Origin of the sequence: Pauljensenia sp. UMB9872 (assembly GCF_030212665.1) — a bacterium.
GTDB lineage: Bacteria > Actinomycetota > Actinomycetes > Actinomycetales > Actinomycetaceae > Pauljensenia > Pauljensenia turicensis_B.
The window spans coordinates 45799-60752 of the sequence record NZ_JASOER010000011.1 but is presented as its reverse complement, the minus strand read 5'-3'; the positions used below and the strand labels follow the sequence as shown (position 1 = coordinate 60752).

Below are 14954 nucleotides of genomic sequence, written 5' to 3'. Positions count from 1 at the left end.
ATCACTCCAAGACATCCGCGATCGGGTCAAGACAAAGGTCCATCTGCCAATCCCTAGCACCCTTGTCAAACATCCTCTGTTCAATCTCGTCGCCGCTGGGACGCTTCGGATCAAGAGGCGCCCACGCCAAATAACGCTGAATACGAGGTTCAAGAATGACCTCGGGAGCAATACCGATTTCTTCAGAAAGCTCGGTCATTGCCCCGCGAACAGCCACCAATCGCGCTGCAGCGTCAGGATCGATACGACCCCAGTTTCGCGCTTCGGGAACTGAACCTGGACGATGAGGAAGACGTAGCGGTGGCAATTCGTCCTCATTTGCCGTTTCGGCCAGTCGGATCGCGCGTAACCAACGGTCAGCGTATTGCCTGGCAACAGGGGAGCGAAACTCAGAAATCGACAGCAACATGCGTTTATTCCGCGGAGGATTCAGCGCAGCCTGCACCAGAGCAGCATTGCGCACCAAACGACCGGGTGCCTTATCAAGTTCCTGAGCGATTTCTTCGCGCGCCTCCCACAAAGCCTTGAGGACTCCCAGGTTGCGCCGGTCTCGTATCTTTCCCGCGCCGGGCAGATTTCGCCAGCGGTCCTTCTTGGGCGCAGGCGGATCTAGGTGAGCCAAGTAGTCGCATTCTTCTTCCATCCACTCCCAGCGACCCGCGTTGTTCAGCTGGATGGACAAGCGACGGTAAAGTTCCGTCAACAATTCGACATCGAGGGCCGCGTAGCGAAGCCAGTCCTTCGATAGCGGACGAACCGACCAGTTAGATGCCTGGTGGTCTTTCACGAGGCCCAGACCGAGCACCTGCTCGCATACGGCAGCAAGACCGAACTTCTTTAACCCCAGAAGACGCGCGCCGACCTCAGTATCAAACAACGACGGGGGATTGAGCCCCACCTGTCGTAAATTCGGCAGATCCTGCAACGCATCGTGCAAAAGCCATACGTCGTTCACGCCCGCTTGAAGCGACGACAGGTCAGGCAATGCGGCTGTATCGATCAGGAAGGTACCAACATCTTCGCGTCGAATCTGAACCAAGTACGGGTCGTTGCCGTAACGGAAGCCCTGGGCGCGCTCAACATCCAGCGCGATGGGAGTGAGTCCTTGCTCTAGGTTGCGCCTAGCGTGATTAAGCGCATCAGCAGTATCGATGACACTGGGCACGCCTTCGCGCGGGGTAACGATCAGCTCCGGAGAATCAGTATCGCCGTCAGGTAAACCGCCGGTGTGGTGAATGTGCACTCTTAGACTCCCTCAAGGAATCGCTGGGATGCCACACCACTGGTACGAAGCATCAGATCTGTCCAAGCTCGCAGGTGAGCTCCCAAGTCAGTAGTCGAAGGCGTCCACGAGGCTCGGATTTCGACGTTGAGAGTGGAGCCTCGCAATGAAAGACCACCAAATGATTCTGAAAACTCCCGGGTGACTGTTCCCGTCAGGTCGTGATACGCCGCTCCTTCTTCAAGCAGGCAATCATCTGTCCAGGCCCAGAGAGCTTCGGTGAGCAACGGGTCATGCCCCATTTCAGGGTCAACTTGCGAACGCAACTGCGCCACCAGGCGGTATGTTCCATTCCAGCCAGCTTGCTCGTCGGGATCATGCAGGATGACAAAACGTCCCTGAGCAAGAGGTTCTCTGCCATCGTTGGCCACCGTTCGCATGACAAGAGCTGCGGTGAAAGGCGCCATTCGTGAAGGTGGGGGAACTTCTTCGAACTCCAGAAGAGGACTATCGATAGCGCTACGCAGAGTTGCCAACGATTCAGCGAACTCTTCCATGTCAGCGCGATTATCCACGCACTTAGGCTAAGTGAGTTAAAGCAAACCCTTTTGCTGGGCGCGCCGTCCACCGCGAAAATGACCCGCCACGATCCACGTCACACTGAGCAATGACGTTGTTTTTCTTAACGCATCGCATCCGGTAGTAGTTCGCTAACTTATAGAGTAAAAACACGCACATTCTGAAAAGATGCTGGCCACTTCTTTGCGGGGCGTATCGATGGGGAACTCGTTGCGTGGTCCATCGTGTGTATCTTCGTGTGTATCTTAGGCAAACGAGCGTGGCGCTACTACGCAGCTTCTGAAATTCAAGCAATGCCTCTTCGTGCGACAGACCATCTTGTCTTCTTTGAATGCTGTCAGCTTCCGCGAGTGGGTGTTACTGAATGTGACCTCATGGGAATAGGGTCGGATCTGTCTGCGGGCTGAAGGGCTTGACCGAGTTCAAGACGAAGTTCGCGAAAACTGTTACTTCCACGCCATCGCCCTACGAGATTATCGTTCGTCCGTGGGTGTATCGCTTGGTGCGTCGCGCAAGGAAGCGTGTACACTCACCGAGGCTCTGAGTAATCTTTTCGCAAAATAGTGCGGAAAACAGTGGCTGTGATGCGCGCAACGTTCGTTTGATTTCGCTTTTTCTGTGATTCCCTGTTAGTGTTTTCCCTGTTCGAAATGAACGCGTGAGTGTTCGAAGAGATACGCGGATGTGGCTCAGTTGGTAGAGCATCACCTTGCCAAGGTGAGGGTCGCGGGTTCGAGTCCCGTCATCCGCTCGGGCGATTGGCGCAGCGGGAGCGCGCTTCCCTGACACGGAAGAGGTCACTGGTTCGATCCCAGTATCGCCCACTCATTGTCTCTCAGTTCTTTTTTGGGACACGGCGGGTAAATCCCAGTTCCAGATCAGTTGGGACAAGTTCGCGGATGTGGCTCAGTTGGTAGAGCATCACCTTGCCAAGGTGAGGGTCGCGGGTTCGAGTCCCGTCATCCGCTCGTTGAGCCCCGGATTCAACCTTTCCGATGGGTAAAGCGTGGTGGGTTGGCCGAGAGGCGAGGCAGCGGCCTGCAAAGCCGTATACACGGGTTCGAATCCCGTACCCACCTCGGGCGATTGGCGCAGGGGTAGCGCGCTTCCTTCACACGGAAGAGGTCACTGGTTCGATCCCAGTATCGCCCACTCAATGATTTCGTCTTTCCTGTGGGAAAGGCGTTTTTTGTTTCCTCGTGGCAGGTCACCCGGTAATGAGGGTTTCCCCTTATATCCTTGAAAGAGCAAAACAGGTAGGCTGATCGGGCACACACAAAGGTGGTTTGAATTCATGGTCTCTTCTCGCTCACGAGTGATTCTTCCCGTGATCTTGGGTGGCGATTTTGGTGTTTACGGAATCGGTCGCTCTTTCAACGAGGCCTTTGGATGTCGATGCCTGTGCGTATCAAATGAGCCCACCGTGTCCATCACAGGCTCGAACTTCTTCGACGTTCATCACATCGAAGCAGACGCATCTGACGACGTTCTTCTTCACGAACTTCGTGCAATTGCCAAAGAAAACGCTGATAAAGCATTGATTTTGATGGCAAACCACGACCTGCATTCAACCTTCATCGCTCGCAACTACGACCAGCTCGGCGAATACTACGCGCTCCCGTTCCCATCCCTGGAAACGATTGAGGTTCTTACAGACAAAGTCGCTTTCGCGCAGGCATGTGAAGACGCTGGCATTGATGCCCCTCGAGGTATCGGTGTCGACATGTCTGACTATTCCGATCAGTGGGTTGCACCTTCGATTCCCTTCGACTTCCCGATTGTTGCCAAGGCTGCCAGAGCAGATGCCTATGATCGTCTGCACTTTGAAGGCAAACGTAAGATTTGGTTCCTCGAAGATGAGGCCGAATTGGCACAGATGTGGAGAATGCTCGGAGAAGCCGGATTCCGCGATCTTTTTCTTGTCCAGGAACTGATCCCTGGCGATAACACCGCGATGCGTTCCATTACCGCATACGTCGATAGCCACGGCGAGGTAACGTTGATCGGCTCGGCGCGAGTACTTCTTGAAGATCATGCACCGACCATGATCGGTAATCCGGTTGCCATGATCACTGAAGAATTCCCTGAACTGTGGCAACAAGCTGAACGCCTGCTGACACGTGCCGGATATCGCGGTTTTGCCAACTTTGACGTGAAGATCGATCCACGTGATAACCGCGCCGTATTCTTCGAAGTGAATCCTCGAATTGGACGCAACAATTGGTACATGACCGCAGGCGGAGCCAATCCGATGCTCGTCATGGTGGGCGATTTGATTGATGGTCAGCGCATGGAACAAAAGCGCATTTCGCGTGAAATTCTCTATTCGATGGTTCCAGACCGACTGCTGTTGCGATACTTGCGAGATGAACCTTTGAAGAAGCGTGTGAAATCGTTAATCAAGAACCATCGTCGCTTTGATCCGCTGATCAATCCGCACGAGGACAATGCAAAGCGGAACATGATTGTTCGCTTGCAACGTTTGAACCACTTGAGAAAATTTGCTCGCTACTATCCTCGACCGACTGACCGTTCATTCTGAGCCAGTGACTACGTGCTGGATTAATAAAGACGAAAGGCTTTACATGACTTCCACGAGTCTGCGACCGATTAGTGCACGCGACATGCAACATGCTGTTTCCGGCGTGGGCGGACTTCCTATCGAACAGTCGCAGCAGTGGGAAGAGTTTTCAGCTTCACAAGGACATCCTCTCTGGGCAGGGGAGCTTGGTCGCCTTGCTTGGTATGAGAACGACAAATGCATCGCCGTCATCGCGCTGTTTGAATACAAGCTTCGCGCGTTGCGCTACTTGTGGGCAAAATCAGGTCCCGTCTGGATTCGTGAGGCTACTCCTGAACGCGAGGAACGCCTGCGCAAGGACCTACTGAAGTTTGTTCGCAGTCGTGATCGCGGAATTGTCTTCATTCGTCTGCATTCGTGGTTTGCTGCCAAGGATTTAGAAGAACCGTTGCAGATCGTGACATATGACCGCACCGTTATCATCGAAACCGGACGCGGGGATCGCGATGCAGTGCTCGAATCATTGACTTCTGATGGCAGGCGCACGCTTCGTCGTTCAACGAAGAAAGCCGATGAGTCCGGCGTTCAGATCCACGAGGAAACCGAGGCTGCCTCAGCTGATTTTTCACCGTACTACGAGGTCCTGAAGCAAACAGCTGAACGTGATGGATTCCGTCCGCACCCCATCGGCTATTACCAGTCGCTGTTGCGCATCCTAGGGTCGCAGCACGCTCGCGTGTTCACTGCTCGCACGCAAGACAACGAGATCCTTTGTTGGGATCTGGTGTTGCTTAACGGTAAGAATGCTCAAGCTGAGTATGGTGCTTCTTCGGATCACGGTCGCCGCTTGGGAAGTCCTGCGCTCTTGGACGTTGAGGTTGCAATCCTCCTTGGCAGTGAAGGATTTAAAGGATTCGATCTTCGAGGCATTCATTCTCCGCGTAATTCAACGCTGTTCCACGTTGGCCGTTACAAGCTTGCTTTCGCGACTTCGTACACGGATGTTGCTGGCGCTTGGGATCTGCCGGTGTCGCGCCCGCAGTACACCATGGTGCGTTCGTTGCTGAATGCGAAGCGAAAGTTGCGTCGAGTTTCCCGTTAGTCACTTCTTTCGTTTCCGTCGGTTGTACACATTTCCGTCGAGATTTGTCCGTTGGTCGGTTCACTGAGGTGTTCGGGTGCGGTGATGAGGTGATCGGGCGAGTAGACTGTCAGCGGTATATTCATCGTTTGATCAAGGAGACATTCGTGTCCAGCATCGACCTCGTCATTGACCAAGAGAAGCAGACCGTGGAAAGTGGAACCACGGGTACTACTTGGTATGAGCAGCGTCGTGAGGTCGTTGCCCTCATGATTGACGGCACTCCTCGCGACCTGTTCACTGAATTTGAAGAGGGAATGACGGTCGAGGCAATCACTATTGATTCGCCCGCTGGCTTGGACATTCTTCGCCACAGCGCCACTCACGTGCTGGCTCAGGCAGTTCAGGACACCTTCCCGGATGTCAACCTTGGTATTGGTCCGTTCATTACCGATGGTTTCTATTACGACTTTGGCAATATCGATTCCGTGACCCCCGAACTGATGCGTGAACTCGAAAAGAAGATGAAGCGCATCGTGAAGGAAGGCCAGTTGTTCGTCCGTCGCGTCATTTCTGAGGACGAGGCGCGCGTTGAGCTCGCAGACCAGCCGTACAAGCTGGAACTTGTCACCACGAAGGGCTCGGGTGCAGAAGGCGCTTCAGTTGAGGTCGGTGGCCACGAGCTCACCATGTACGACAACGTTCGCAGAGACGGCACCGTTGCATGGAAAGACCTCTGTCGCGGACCGCACCTGCCGAACACCCGCCTGATCGGCAACGGCTTTGCACTCACCAAGGCATCAGCCGCCTATTGGAAGGGCGACCAGTCCGGAGATCACCTGCAGCGTATCTACGGCACTGCGTGGGCCTCGAAGGACGACCTCGTCGCCTACCAGGAGCGTATCAAGGAAGCCGAACGTCGCGATCACCGTCGCCTGGGCGCAGAACTTGATCTGTTCTCCTTCCCGGAGGAAATTGGCCCCGGCCTTGTCGTCTTCCACCCCAAGGGGGGCATCCTGCGTCACGAGATTGAGAAGTATGTGATCGAACGCCACGAGCAGTTTGGCTTCGACTTCGTTCACACCCCCGAGATCTCTAAGGGCGGTCTGTTCCACACTTCCGGCCACCTGCCGTACTACGCGGACACGATGTTCCCACCCATGCAGGTTGACGAGGAACGCGACGAAGAAGGCAACATCACGAAGGCTGGCCAGGAGTATTACCTCAAGGCCATGAACTGCCCGATGCACAACCTGATCTTCCGCTCACGCGGTCGGTCCTACCGTGAACTTCCCGCACGATTCTTCGAGATGGGCCACGATTACCGCTACGAGAAGAGCGGTGTTGTCCACGGCCTGACCCGTATGCGTGGCTTCACTCAGGATGACTCGCACACGTACTGCACGCCCGAGCAGGCAGGCGAAGAAATTCGCTCGCAGATCAACTTCTTCCTGTCCATCTTGGAAGCATTTGGCCTGAATGACTTCTACCTTGAACTGTCGACGCGCGACGAAGACGGCAAGAAGAAGGACAAGTTCATCGGTTCTGATGAAGACTGGGCGAACGCCACGAAGGCTCTTGAAGACGCCTGCTCGGCAACCGGTCTGCAACTGGTTCCAGATCCGGGTGGCGCAGCATTCTACGGTCCGAAGGTTTCCGTGCAGGTCAAGGATGCTATCGGCCGTACGTGGCAGATGTCGACCATTCAGTACGACTTCAACCAGCCCGAGCGTTTCGACCTCGAATACACGGCTGCTGACGGCTCACGCCAGCGCCCGGTCATGATTCACTCGGCGAAGCTTGGCTCCGTCGAACGCTTCATCGGTGTTCTAACCGAGCACTACGCGGGTGCATTCCCAGCATGGCTTGCTCCAGTCCAGGTGAAGATTGTCCCGGTTGCCGAGGCGTTTGCTGACTATGTCGACCAGGTCGCCGCCAAGCTCAAGGCCGAAGGCATCCGCGTAGAGGTTGACCACTCCGACGATCGTTTCGGTAAGAAGATCCGAAACGCATCGAAGGAAAAGGTCCCCTTTACCCTGATTGCTGGTGGCGAAGATGTTGAAGCCGGTGCGGTGTCCTTCCGTTTCCGTGACGGCTCGCAGGACAACGGCGTGGCTATCGACGATGCTGTTGCGCGTATCGTGAACCACGTCCGTAAGCGCAATAACTCGGACCTTTTTGCCGAGCAGGACTGAACATCATGAGTGACGTTGAGCCACTGGTTGAAGATTCCCGTGAAATAGCGGGCACTCCGGATGCCTTCAAACGTTTCTGGACGCCGTACCGCATGGCATATATCAATGGCGAAGGCAAACCATCAGACTCAACAGATCACACCTGCCCGTTCTGCGTAGCTCCATCGAAGAGTGATGAAGACGCCTTGATCGTCTATCGCGGTCGCCGTGCGTTCGTGCTGATGAACCTGTTCCCTTACAATTCTGGGCACCTTCTGGTCTGTCCGTACCGTCACGTCGCTGACTACACGGATTTAACCGATGAAGAACGCATTGAAGTGGGGGAGCTGGCGGCTACCTCTATGCGAGTTCTTCGCGCTACCAGTGGGCCGCAGGGCTTTAACCTGGGGATGAATCAGGGTGATGTCGCTGGAGCGGGAATTGCTGCTCACCTGCATCAACACATCGTTCCGCGCTGGCTTGGGGATGCTAACTTCCTGCCGATTATTGCTCAGACGAAAGCTGTTCCCCAGCTTTTATCAGATGCGCGCCAAATGCTCGCTGACGCTTGGCCGAAGGAATCCTAATGCTTGGAAATCACGGTCGTTCACTGACGAAGACGATCTTTACACCGCTTGCACGCCTCCTAGCCAAACTTGGGGTCAGTGCGAATGCGGTGACGATCATCGGAACAATTGCCAGCGTTGGTGTCGCGTGCACGACTATTCCATTCGGCTACGTCTGGCAAGGTGGCATTGCGCTGGGCCTCGTTCTTTTCGCAGACTCAGTTGACGGCACACTGGCACGTATGACGACAGGCGGGTCGCGCTTCGGCGCCTTCCTTGACTCAACGCTGGACCGTATTTCCGACGGCGCAGTATTCGCATCCGTGTGCGCGTGGTTGATCTTCGGATGGGAGCCCTCAACCGCGCGCACGGTTGGACTGGTTGGAGGACTCATCGCCATCGTCGGTACCGGAGCCGTTCCCTACGCTCGAGCACGAGCCGAATCCATCGGAGTTCTGGCCAAAGTTGGTATCGCGGAACGAACAGATCGGTTGATCGTTGTCCTCGTCGGGGCTGCTTTGACCGACTGGGGATGTGGACAGTGGTGGGGAGTCGCAGGCCTCATCTGGGTCGCCTTCGCCTCTCTATTCACCGTCGGCCAGCGAATCGCATTTACTGCCGGTGCACTGAAGAAGATCGACGGCCATATCTGAGAAGCCCCGCGTCTACGTAGGCAATTAACGGAGAATCAGTGACATACGAAAGTGCATCATCCGGTCCTGGAGAACAGTTCCGACTTTCGCGTATTCGCCCCGACGTGCCCAGAGCAAACATGGTTTCTCCGACGACGCATTATTCAGCGCCAATGTGGAACGTACCCCAGCCTCAACATTTTCGCCTTCCGCGTTTCGAAACGTCAATCATTACTGTCTCAGCGATCTGTATCGCGCTGAGCATTTACGGATACATTTCGCTGAGCGACGCATCAACCACCGCCTACTTAGCATTCCTTGCTTCCTTCCCTCTGGTCGTTGTTCTGGGGTTCTTCATTCACTTGGATCGTCACGAGCCAGAACCCTTGTGGACGAAAAGTGTTGCTTTCGTCTGGGGTGCGGGCGTCGCCATTGTTGGGGCATCCGTATTGAACTCTGCACTGCTCCTCAACGCCACGCTGGTACTTGGCGACGAAATGGAAGCAATGCGGTGGACAGCCGTATATGTTGCTCCTCCGGTCGAAGAAACACTCAAAGCACTCGGTGTTCTGTTCATCATCCTCGCCCGTAGAAGCACCATTCACTCCCTGATTGACGGTATTGTCTATGCCGGCTTTTCCGGCGCAGGCTTCGCTTTCATCGAGAACATTCAATACTTCCTGCAGGCAAGCCAAGAAGGATCAGCGGCCCTGACCGTCACTGTCATCCTTCGTGGGGTTTTCAGCCCATTCCTGCACCCGATGGCCACATCATTCACCGGCCTTGCTCTCGCTTTTGCGCTGATTCGCATACGCTCCTGGCTACCCCGTACCATCGTCAGTCTTCTGGGATTAACCATCGCAATGTACGTTCACGGATTGTGGAACTATGCGGGAACCTCAGAAGCTGCCAGTTTTATTACCAACTATCTTTTTGTCGAGATTCCACTGTTCGTTGGCTGGATGATTGTGCTGACCTGGATTTCACGACGCGAATTGAAGACCGTCCGTGAAGGGCTCATTCCCTACGTTCAAGCCGGATGGGTCCTTCCCGCCGAGGTGGTCATGGTCAGTGAGAAAGCCGGTCGCAGAACCGCAATGAACTGGGTGAAGCCTGCGGGCAAGGACGCGCAAAAAGCAATGAGACGATTCCTTTCTCATCTTGCCGCCCTGGGGCTTGATCAAAAGCTCCAAGAACGTTTGGGCGCCGATGATTCTCGCATCGAACTCGACCGACAATTGGTTGCTCAGGTTAGTCAAGATCGTCAGTTCTTCCTCAATGCGATGACGCAGACGACATTGAATAACGCGAGGTAATCCATGTCTGGTCTTGATGAAAACGAATGGCCTGTGGATGTAGACGGCTACCCGCACCGACAAGCGGCTCGCGTGATCCTTTTTGATGAGAATGGCAGATTGCTCCTTGCCAAAGGACATGATCGCGATCAGCCGGAACGCCAGTGGTGGTTCACCATCGGTGGCGGAATTATGGAGGGGGAGAATCCCGCAGAAGCAGCATGTCGAGAGCTCTTTGAAGAAACGGGGATTGTCTTAGAACCTGATACTCTTGTTGGCCCCGTGATCTATCGTGAAGCAACCTTCGACTTTTTATCCATCACCGCCAAACAGGACGAGTGGTTCTTCATCGCTCACACTCAATGTGTCACACTGAACGATGATGGGTGGACCGACCTAGAACGCGACGTGATTGACGAACAGCGCTGGTGGGATCTAGATGAGCTTGCTCAACGGGCGCTGAACGGTGAGGTCTACCCCCTCAATCTTGCGACTCTTGCCCAATCATGGGTGAACGGTTGGGACGGTCAGCTTCACCGTATTCGCGAATCAAGTGCCTGCTCAGGAAGCGGCGAAGAGTGAACGTATCAGATCGGATGAACATTTCCGATCCGATACGCCTTTAATCAGAAGCTCCGACAATTGAGAATCTGTTGGTACTCAGTGTGCGCCTTAGGTGCGAGGAACCCCAGATAGTCCCAATGGCTCAATCAAGAGATCCAGTTGTGCAACGTTCAGTGAATACTTTACTTGCTCACGAACTGTGGGCTTCGCGCAGAAAGCGATTCCCACACCTGCCTGTTGGAGCATTGGAATATCGTTTGCTCCATCTCCGATGGCGACTGTCTGGTTAACATCCAGTCCGTGCAATAGACGCCACTCTTCCAACGCCTGAACCTTGGCGTCCGCGGTCACGATTGCCCCCAGGACCTTACCCGTCAAGAAGCCGTTGGTGACCTCAAGTCGGTTAGCCAAGTAATGATCGATGTTCAGCTGGTGACAAAGAGGAGAAACAACTTCCTCGAAGCCACCTGAGACCACACCGAAAAAACCGCCGTGGGCATGAACCGCATCAATCAGATCGCGAACACCGGGGGTGGGAGTGATCGAATGAAGAACCTCGTCGAACACCGTAGCGGGAACACCCGCCAAGGTGGAGACACGGAGGCGCAAAGATTCGGCGAAGTCTATCTCGCCGTTCATTGCCCTCGCGGTGATGTCAGCAACCTGCCCGCGCGTCCCAGCGAAATGCGCCAACTCTTCGATGACCTCTTGGGCGATCAAAGTCGAATCAACATCGGTGACGATCAGGCGAGGCAGGGGTGAAAATGCGTCTCTCCCGAACGCCGAAGCGTCCGGGAGAGAACAGGGTGTATTACTCAACGGGTAACAACCGTTCCCTTGGGGACAACGGTGATACCGGAATCCGTGACCGTGAAGCCACGTTCCCGGTCGCGCGTGTGGTCAAGACCAATGACAGCGCCTTCTTCAAGAACAACGTTCTTGTCGAGGATTGCCTTGGATACCACTGCATGGCGACCAATACGGCAGCCATCCATGACAACCGAGTCAGTGACTTGAGCCCAGGAGTGGATGTAGCAACCGGGGGAGATAACCGAGTGGTAGACCTCGCCACCGGAAATGATGACGCCGGGGGAGACGAAGGAGTCAACCGCGTGACCCATTCGCGAGTGCTCTTCGCCGTACACGAATTTAGCCGGTGGCAGGGAACCGTCGATCATCGTCATCGTCGGCCACTTGTGGTTGTACAGGTTGAACACGGGGTGGACTGAAATCAGGTCCATGTTGGCGTCATAGTAGGCGTCGAGGGTACCAACGTCGCGCCAGTAGTTACGGTCGCGGTCGGTCGAACCCGGGACGTCGTTGTCTTGGAAGTCGTATACACCGCACTCGCCACGCTCGACGAACCACGGGATGATGTTGCCACCCATATCGTGCTTGGACTCGGGGTTGTGTGCGTCTTCGCGGAGAGCCTTGATCAGGTCCTTCGTGGTGAACACGTAGTTGCCCATGGAAGCGAGCACCTTGGTGGGATCATCGGCAAGGCCGACAGCGTTCTTTGGCTTTTCGAGGAACTGGTTGATCTTGCCGTCTGCCGAGTCGATCACGCCGAGAGCGGAAGCAAGTTCGATCGGCTGACGGATACCTGCGACCGTGGCCGGGAGTCCGGAATCGATGTGGTGCTGAACCATCTGAGAGAAGTCCATACGGTAGATGTTGTCGGCACCAATGATGACGATGTAGTCGGGTTGCTCATCATCGACGATGTTCAGGGACTGGTAGATAGCGTCAGCGCTACCCAAGTACCAGTGAGGCCCGCGACGCTGCTGAGCCGGAACAGGGGCGATGAAGTTACCGAGAAGAGGAGACGTGTACCAGGTCTTGGTGACGTGGCGGTCAAGCGAGTGGGACTTGTACTGGGTCAACACGATGATCTTCAGATAACCGGAGTTCACGATGTTGGACAGAGCAAAGTCGATCAAACGATAGTGTCCGCCGAAGGGAACAGCGGGCTTAGCGCGGTCGTCGGTCAGCGGCATCAGTCGCTTTCCCTCACCACCTGCAAGAACAATTGCGAGAACATGATTTTTGGCCATGGACTAAGCCTATGAGAGTCAGTGTGATCTTGCACGCACATTCCACTGTGTGGCGCCCATCACATATGGTCATTGAATTCGCAACTATGTGCACGCATGTGGGGGTTCGCCGGTGAGTGCTCTGTGCTCGCGGTAGGCTAGCCCAAGAAGTTTGTGCCTTCCCTGAAAGGACCATCATGCGCGTTGACCTGCTGACCCGCGAGTATCCGCCCTTTGTTTATGGAGGTGCAGGTGTTCACGTTACCGAACTTGCTAAAGTTCTGCGTCCCCGCCTCGACGAGGTTCGCGTTCACGCGTTTGACGGGCCTCGTGAACCCGGAACCGAAGGAGCCGAAACTGGAGTTGTCGGCCACGCTGACCTAGCGGAACTGGCAGGAGCGAACGCGGCACTGAAAACGCTCGGCGTAGATCTTTCCATCGCTGCCCAGACCGAAGGCGCAGACCTAGTTCACTCGCACACCTGGTACGCAAACTTTGCCGGCCATCTTTCGGCTCTGCTTAACGATATTCCGCACGTCATTTCAGCACACTCTCTGGAGCCCTTGCGCCCCTGGAAAGCCGAGCAGCTGGGTGGTGGCTACCGCATTTCTTCCTACATCGAGAAGACGTCGTACGAGGCCTCGGCCGGCATTGTTGCAGTTTCGAACGGTATGAAGGCCGACATTCTGCGCTGCTACCCGAACATTGACGACGCGAAGGTTCACGTCATTCACAACGGCATTGATCTGGCGAAGTGGCGTGCTCCGTCTACCGACGCTGAACGCGAGAACCAAGAACGCGTTCTGAAGACGTATTCGATTGATCCGACCAAGCGAACCGTTGTGTTCGTTGGACGCATTACGCGTCAAAAGGGTCTGCCCCATTTTCTGCGCGCAGCGAACCTGCTTCCCGATGACGTTCAGATTGTTTTGTGTGCGGGTGCTCCCGATACTCCGCAGATTGCAGCCGAAGTTGATGCGCTTGTGAAGGATCTGCAGGCGAAGCGTCAGGGCGTCATCCTCATCTCTGAGATGCTCCCGCAACCTGACATTGCAGCAATTCTGGATGCATCGACCGTGTTCATCACCCCGTCGGTCTACGAGCCACTCGGTATTGTGAACCTCGAAGCGATGGCGCTGAGTCTGCCCGTTGTTGGTACGGCAACGGGCGGTATTCCCGATGTCATCGTCGACGGCGAGACCGGGTATCTGGTTCCGATCGAACAAATGGATGACGGCACCGGCACTCCTCTGAAGCCCGATACCTTCGTTCATGATATGGCCGAGCGCCTGATCGCAGTCCTCGATAACCCTCAGGGCGCCAAGACGATGGGAGTGGCAGGCCTGACGCGTGCTCGCGACCACTTCTCTTGGGATGCCATCGGCCAGAAGACCGCGGCTCTGTATCGCACACTGGTGTGAGTCAGCCGATTATATTTCGGCGACAAAGGTAGGCTTATAGGTATGACTTATGTCCTTGAATGTGTGGATGCAACTGTAAGGAAACGTGGAACTGCGATGCTTGATTCGGTGTCTTTTAGCACCGAACACGGCCAGCATTGGGTGATTCTTGGCCCGAATGGCGCGGGTAAGACAACTCTTATCCGAGCGCTAGCCGGTCGTGAAGCATTGGCGCAGGGCGGGGTGAAACTTGATGGCGAAGACGTTTCTGCTCTCGACCGTCAAGAACTTGCTTCCCGCGTTGCACTTGTTTCGAAGTCTCTTGCCTCCTCCATTCGTGCACACCAAACTGTTCGCGACCTTGTTCGCACGGCAGCGTGGGGTATCGCAATTCATCGCGACGAAGAATACGAAGCTCAAGATGATGCGCGTTGCGACAATCTGCTTGTCGCGTTCGGTATTGACCATTTGGCGGATCGTCAGTTTGGAACTCTCTCTGAGGGCGAAGCGCAACGCGTGTTGCTTGCTCGAAGCCTGATGACAGACCCGGAGATCCTGATTCTTGATGAGCCTACCGCTGGCTTGGATCTTGGCGCCCGCGAACTATTAATCGGAGCTCTTGAAGAGATCATTTCCGGTCCGCATGCTCCGCAGGTCATTTTGGTTACACACCAGGTGGAAGAAATTCCCAGCGGAATGACGCACGCGGTCTTGATGGATGGAGCAAAGGTCGTCCAGTCGGGCGCAATTGATTCCATCATTACCGGAGTGAATCTGTCAGCGACGTATTGTCTGCCTCTGAGTGCCGGTAACGACAACGGACGCTGGTGGGCTCGCGCCGTCAGGTAAGTCTCTTAATAGGTATCACCGTGGACACGTCGAGTGAA

The 14954-nt window shown here is 55.1% G+C and carries 13 protein-coding genes and 5 tRNA genes; 14 read left to right on the top strand and 4 right to left on the bottom strand.

All coding sequences use genetic code 11. From position 1 onward, the window contains the following. Position 1 precedes the first annotated feature (1 nt). Positions 2-1243 carry an HRDC domain-containing protein gene (locus QP109_RS05850; RefSeq protein ID WP_285023954.1) on the bottom strand — a complete coding sequence of 414 codons (1242 nt, stop codon included), beginning with the start codon at positions 1241-1243 and terminating at the stop codon, positions 2-4. Between the two features lie 2 nt (positions 1244-1245). Continuing rightward, positions 1246-1779, bottom strand: coding sequence for a DUF3000 family protein (locus tag QP109_RS05845; RefSeq protein WP_285023961.1), 534 nt, complete (start codon positions 1777-1779; stop codon positions 1246-1248). A 700-nt stretch (positions 1780-2479) separates the two neighbouring features. Here QP109_RS05845 and QP109_RS05840 point away from each other — a divergent pair. The 12 genes from QP109_RS05840 to QP109_RS05785 all read left to right on the top strand — a co-directional run bounded on the left by QP109_RS05840 (position 2480) and on the right by QP109_RS05785 (position 10652). Continuing rightward, positions 2480-2552, top strand: a tRNA-Gly gene (locus QP109_RS05840). 1 nt (position 2553) lies between these two features. Next, positions 2554-2625, top strand: a tRNA-Val gene (locus QP109_RS05835). A 71-nt stretch (positions 2626-2696) separates the two neighbouring features. Beyond that, a tRNA-Gly gene (locus QP109_RS05830) sits at positions 2697-2769 on the top strand. Between the two features lie 40 nt (positions 2770-2809). Further along, positions 2810-2880, top strand: a tRNA-Cys gene (locus tag QP109_RS05825). Position 2881: 1 nt separating this feature from the next. Then, positions 2882-2953, top strand: a tRNA-Val gene (locus tag QP109_RS05820). A gap of 142 nt (positions 2954-3095) precedes the next feature. Next, a complete protein-coding gene (locus QP109_RS05815) occupies positions 3096-4343 on the top strand; it encodes a carboxylate--amine ligase (RefSeq protein ID WP_285023952.1) in 1248 nt (415 codons plus the stop codon). Positions 4344-4386: 43 nt separating this feature from the next. Next, positions 4387-5424: a lipid II:glycine glycyltransferase FemX gene (locus tag QP109_RS05810; protein WP_270772815.1), complete on the top strand. Its 1038-nt coding sequence runs from the start codon at positions 4387-4389 to the stop codon at positions 5422-5424. Between the two features lie 146 nt (positions 5425-5570). Continuing rightward, the gene (thrS, locus tag QP109_RS05805; protein WP_285023950.1) at positions 5571-7598 is read left to right on the top strand and encodes a threonine--tRNA ligase; all 2028 of its coding nucleotides are present in this window, start codon (positions 5571-5573) and stop codon (positions 7596-7598) included. 5 nt (positions 7599-7603) lie between these two features. Beyond that, complete coding sequence (locus QP109_RS05800; RefSeq protein WP_285023948.1) at positions 7604-8164, top strand: HIT family protein; 561 nt, start codon at positions 7604-7606, stop codon at positions 8162-8164. Further along, positions 8164-8796: a phosphatidylinositol phosphate synthase gene (gene pgsA / locus QP109_RS05795; RefSeq protein WP_285023946.1), complete on the top strand. Its 633-nt coding sequence runs from the start codon at positions 8164-8166 to the stop codon at positions 8794-8796. Before QP109_RS05800 ends, pgsA begins: the two co-directional genes overlap by 1 nt. Positions 8797-8834: 38 nt before the next feature. Next, positions 8835-10091, top strand: coding sequence for a PrsW family intramembrane metalloprotease (locus QP109_RS05790; protein ID WP_285023944.1), 1257 nt, complete (start codon positions 8835-8837; stop codon positions 10089-10091). Positions 10092-10094: 3 nt separating this feature from the next. Continuing rightward, positions 10095-10652, top strand: a complete 558-nt coding sequence (locus QP109_RS05785; protein WP_285023942.1) for an NUDIX hydrolase — start codon at positions 10095-10097, stop codon at positions 10650-10652. A 90-nt stretch (positions 10653-10742) separates the two neighbouring features. Here QP109_RS05785 and serB read toward each other — a convergent pair whose 3' ends face one another. Together serB and glgC are read right to left on the bottom strand one after the other, a co-directional pair. Next, positions 10743-11453, bottom strand: coding sequence for a phosphoserine phosphatase SerB (gene serB, locus QP109_RS05780; protein WP_502929282.1), 711 nt, complete (start codon positions 11451-11453; stop codon positions 10743-10745). Continuing rightward, entirely contained in the window at positions 11450-12688 is a 1239-nt protein-coding gene (gene glgC / locus QP109_RS05775) for a glucose-1-phosphate adenylyltransferase (RefSeq protein ID WP_285023940.1), read from the bottom strand. Before glgC ends, serB begins: the two co-directional genes overlap by 4 nt. 176 nt (positions 12689-12864) lie before the next feature. Here glgC and glgA point away from each other — a divergent pair, with 176 nt between their 5' ends. Together glgA and QP109_RS05765 are read left to right on the top strand one after the other, a co-directional pair. Further along, on the top strand, positions 12865-14088 hold the full coding sequence (glgA, locus tag QP109_RS05770; protein ID WP_285023938.1) for a glycogen synthase: 1224 nt from the start codon (positions 12865-12867) through the stop codon (positions 14086-14088). A gap of 42 nt (positions 14089-14130) precedes the next feature. Continuing rightward, positions 14131-14916 (top strand): ABC transporter ATP-binding protein, encoded by a 786-nt coding sequence (locus QP109_RS05765; protein ID WP_285023936.1) that lies wholly within the window; start codon positions 14131-14133, stop codon positions 14914-14916. The last annotated feature ends 38 nt before the right edge of the window (positions 14917-14954 follow it).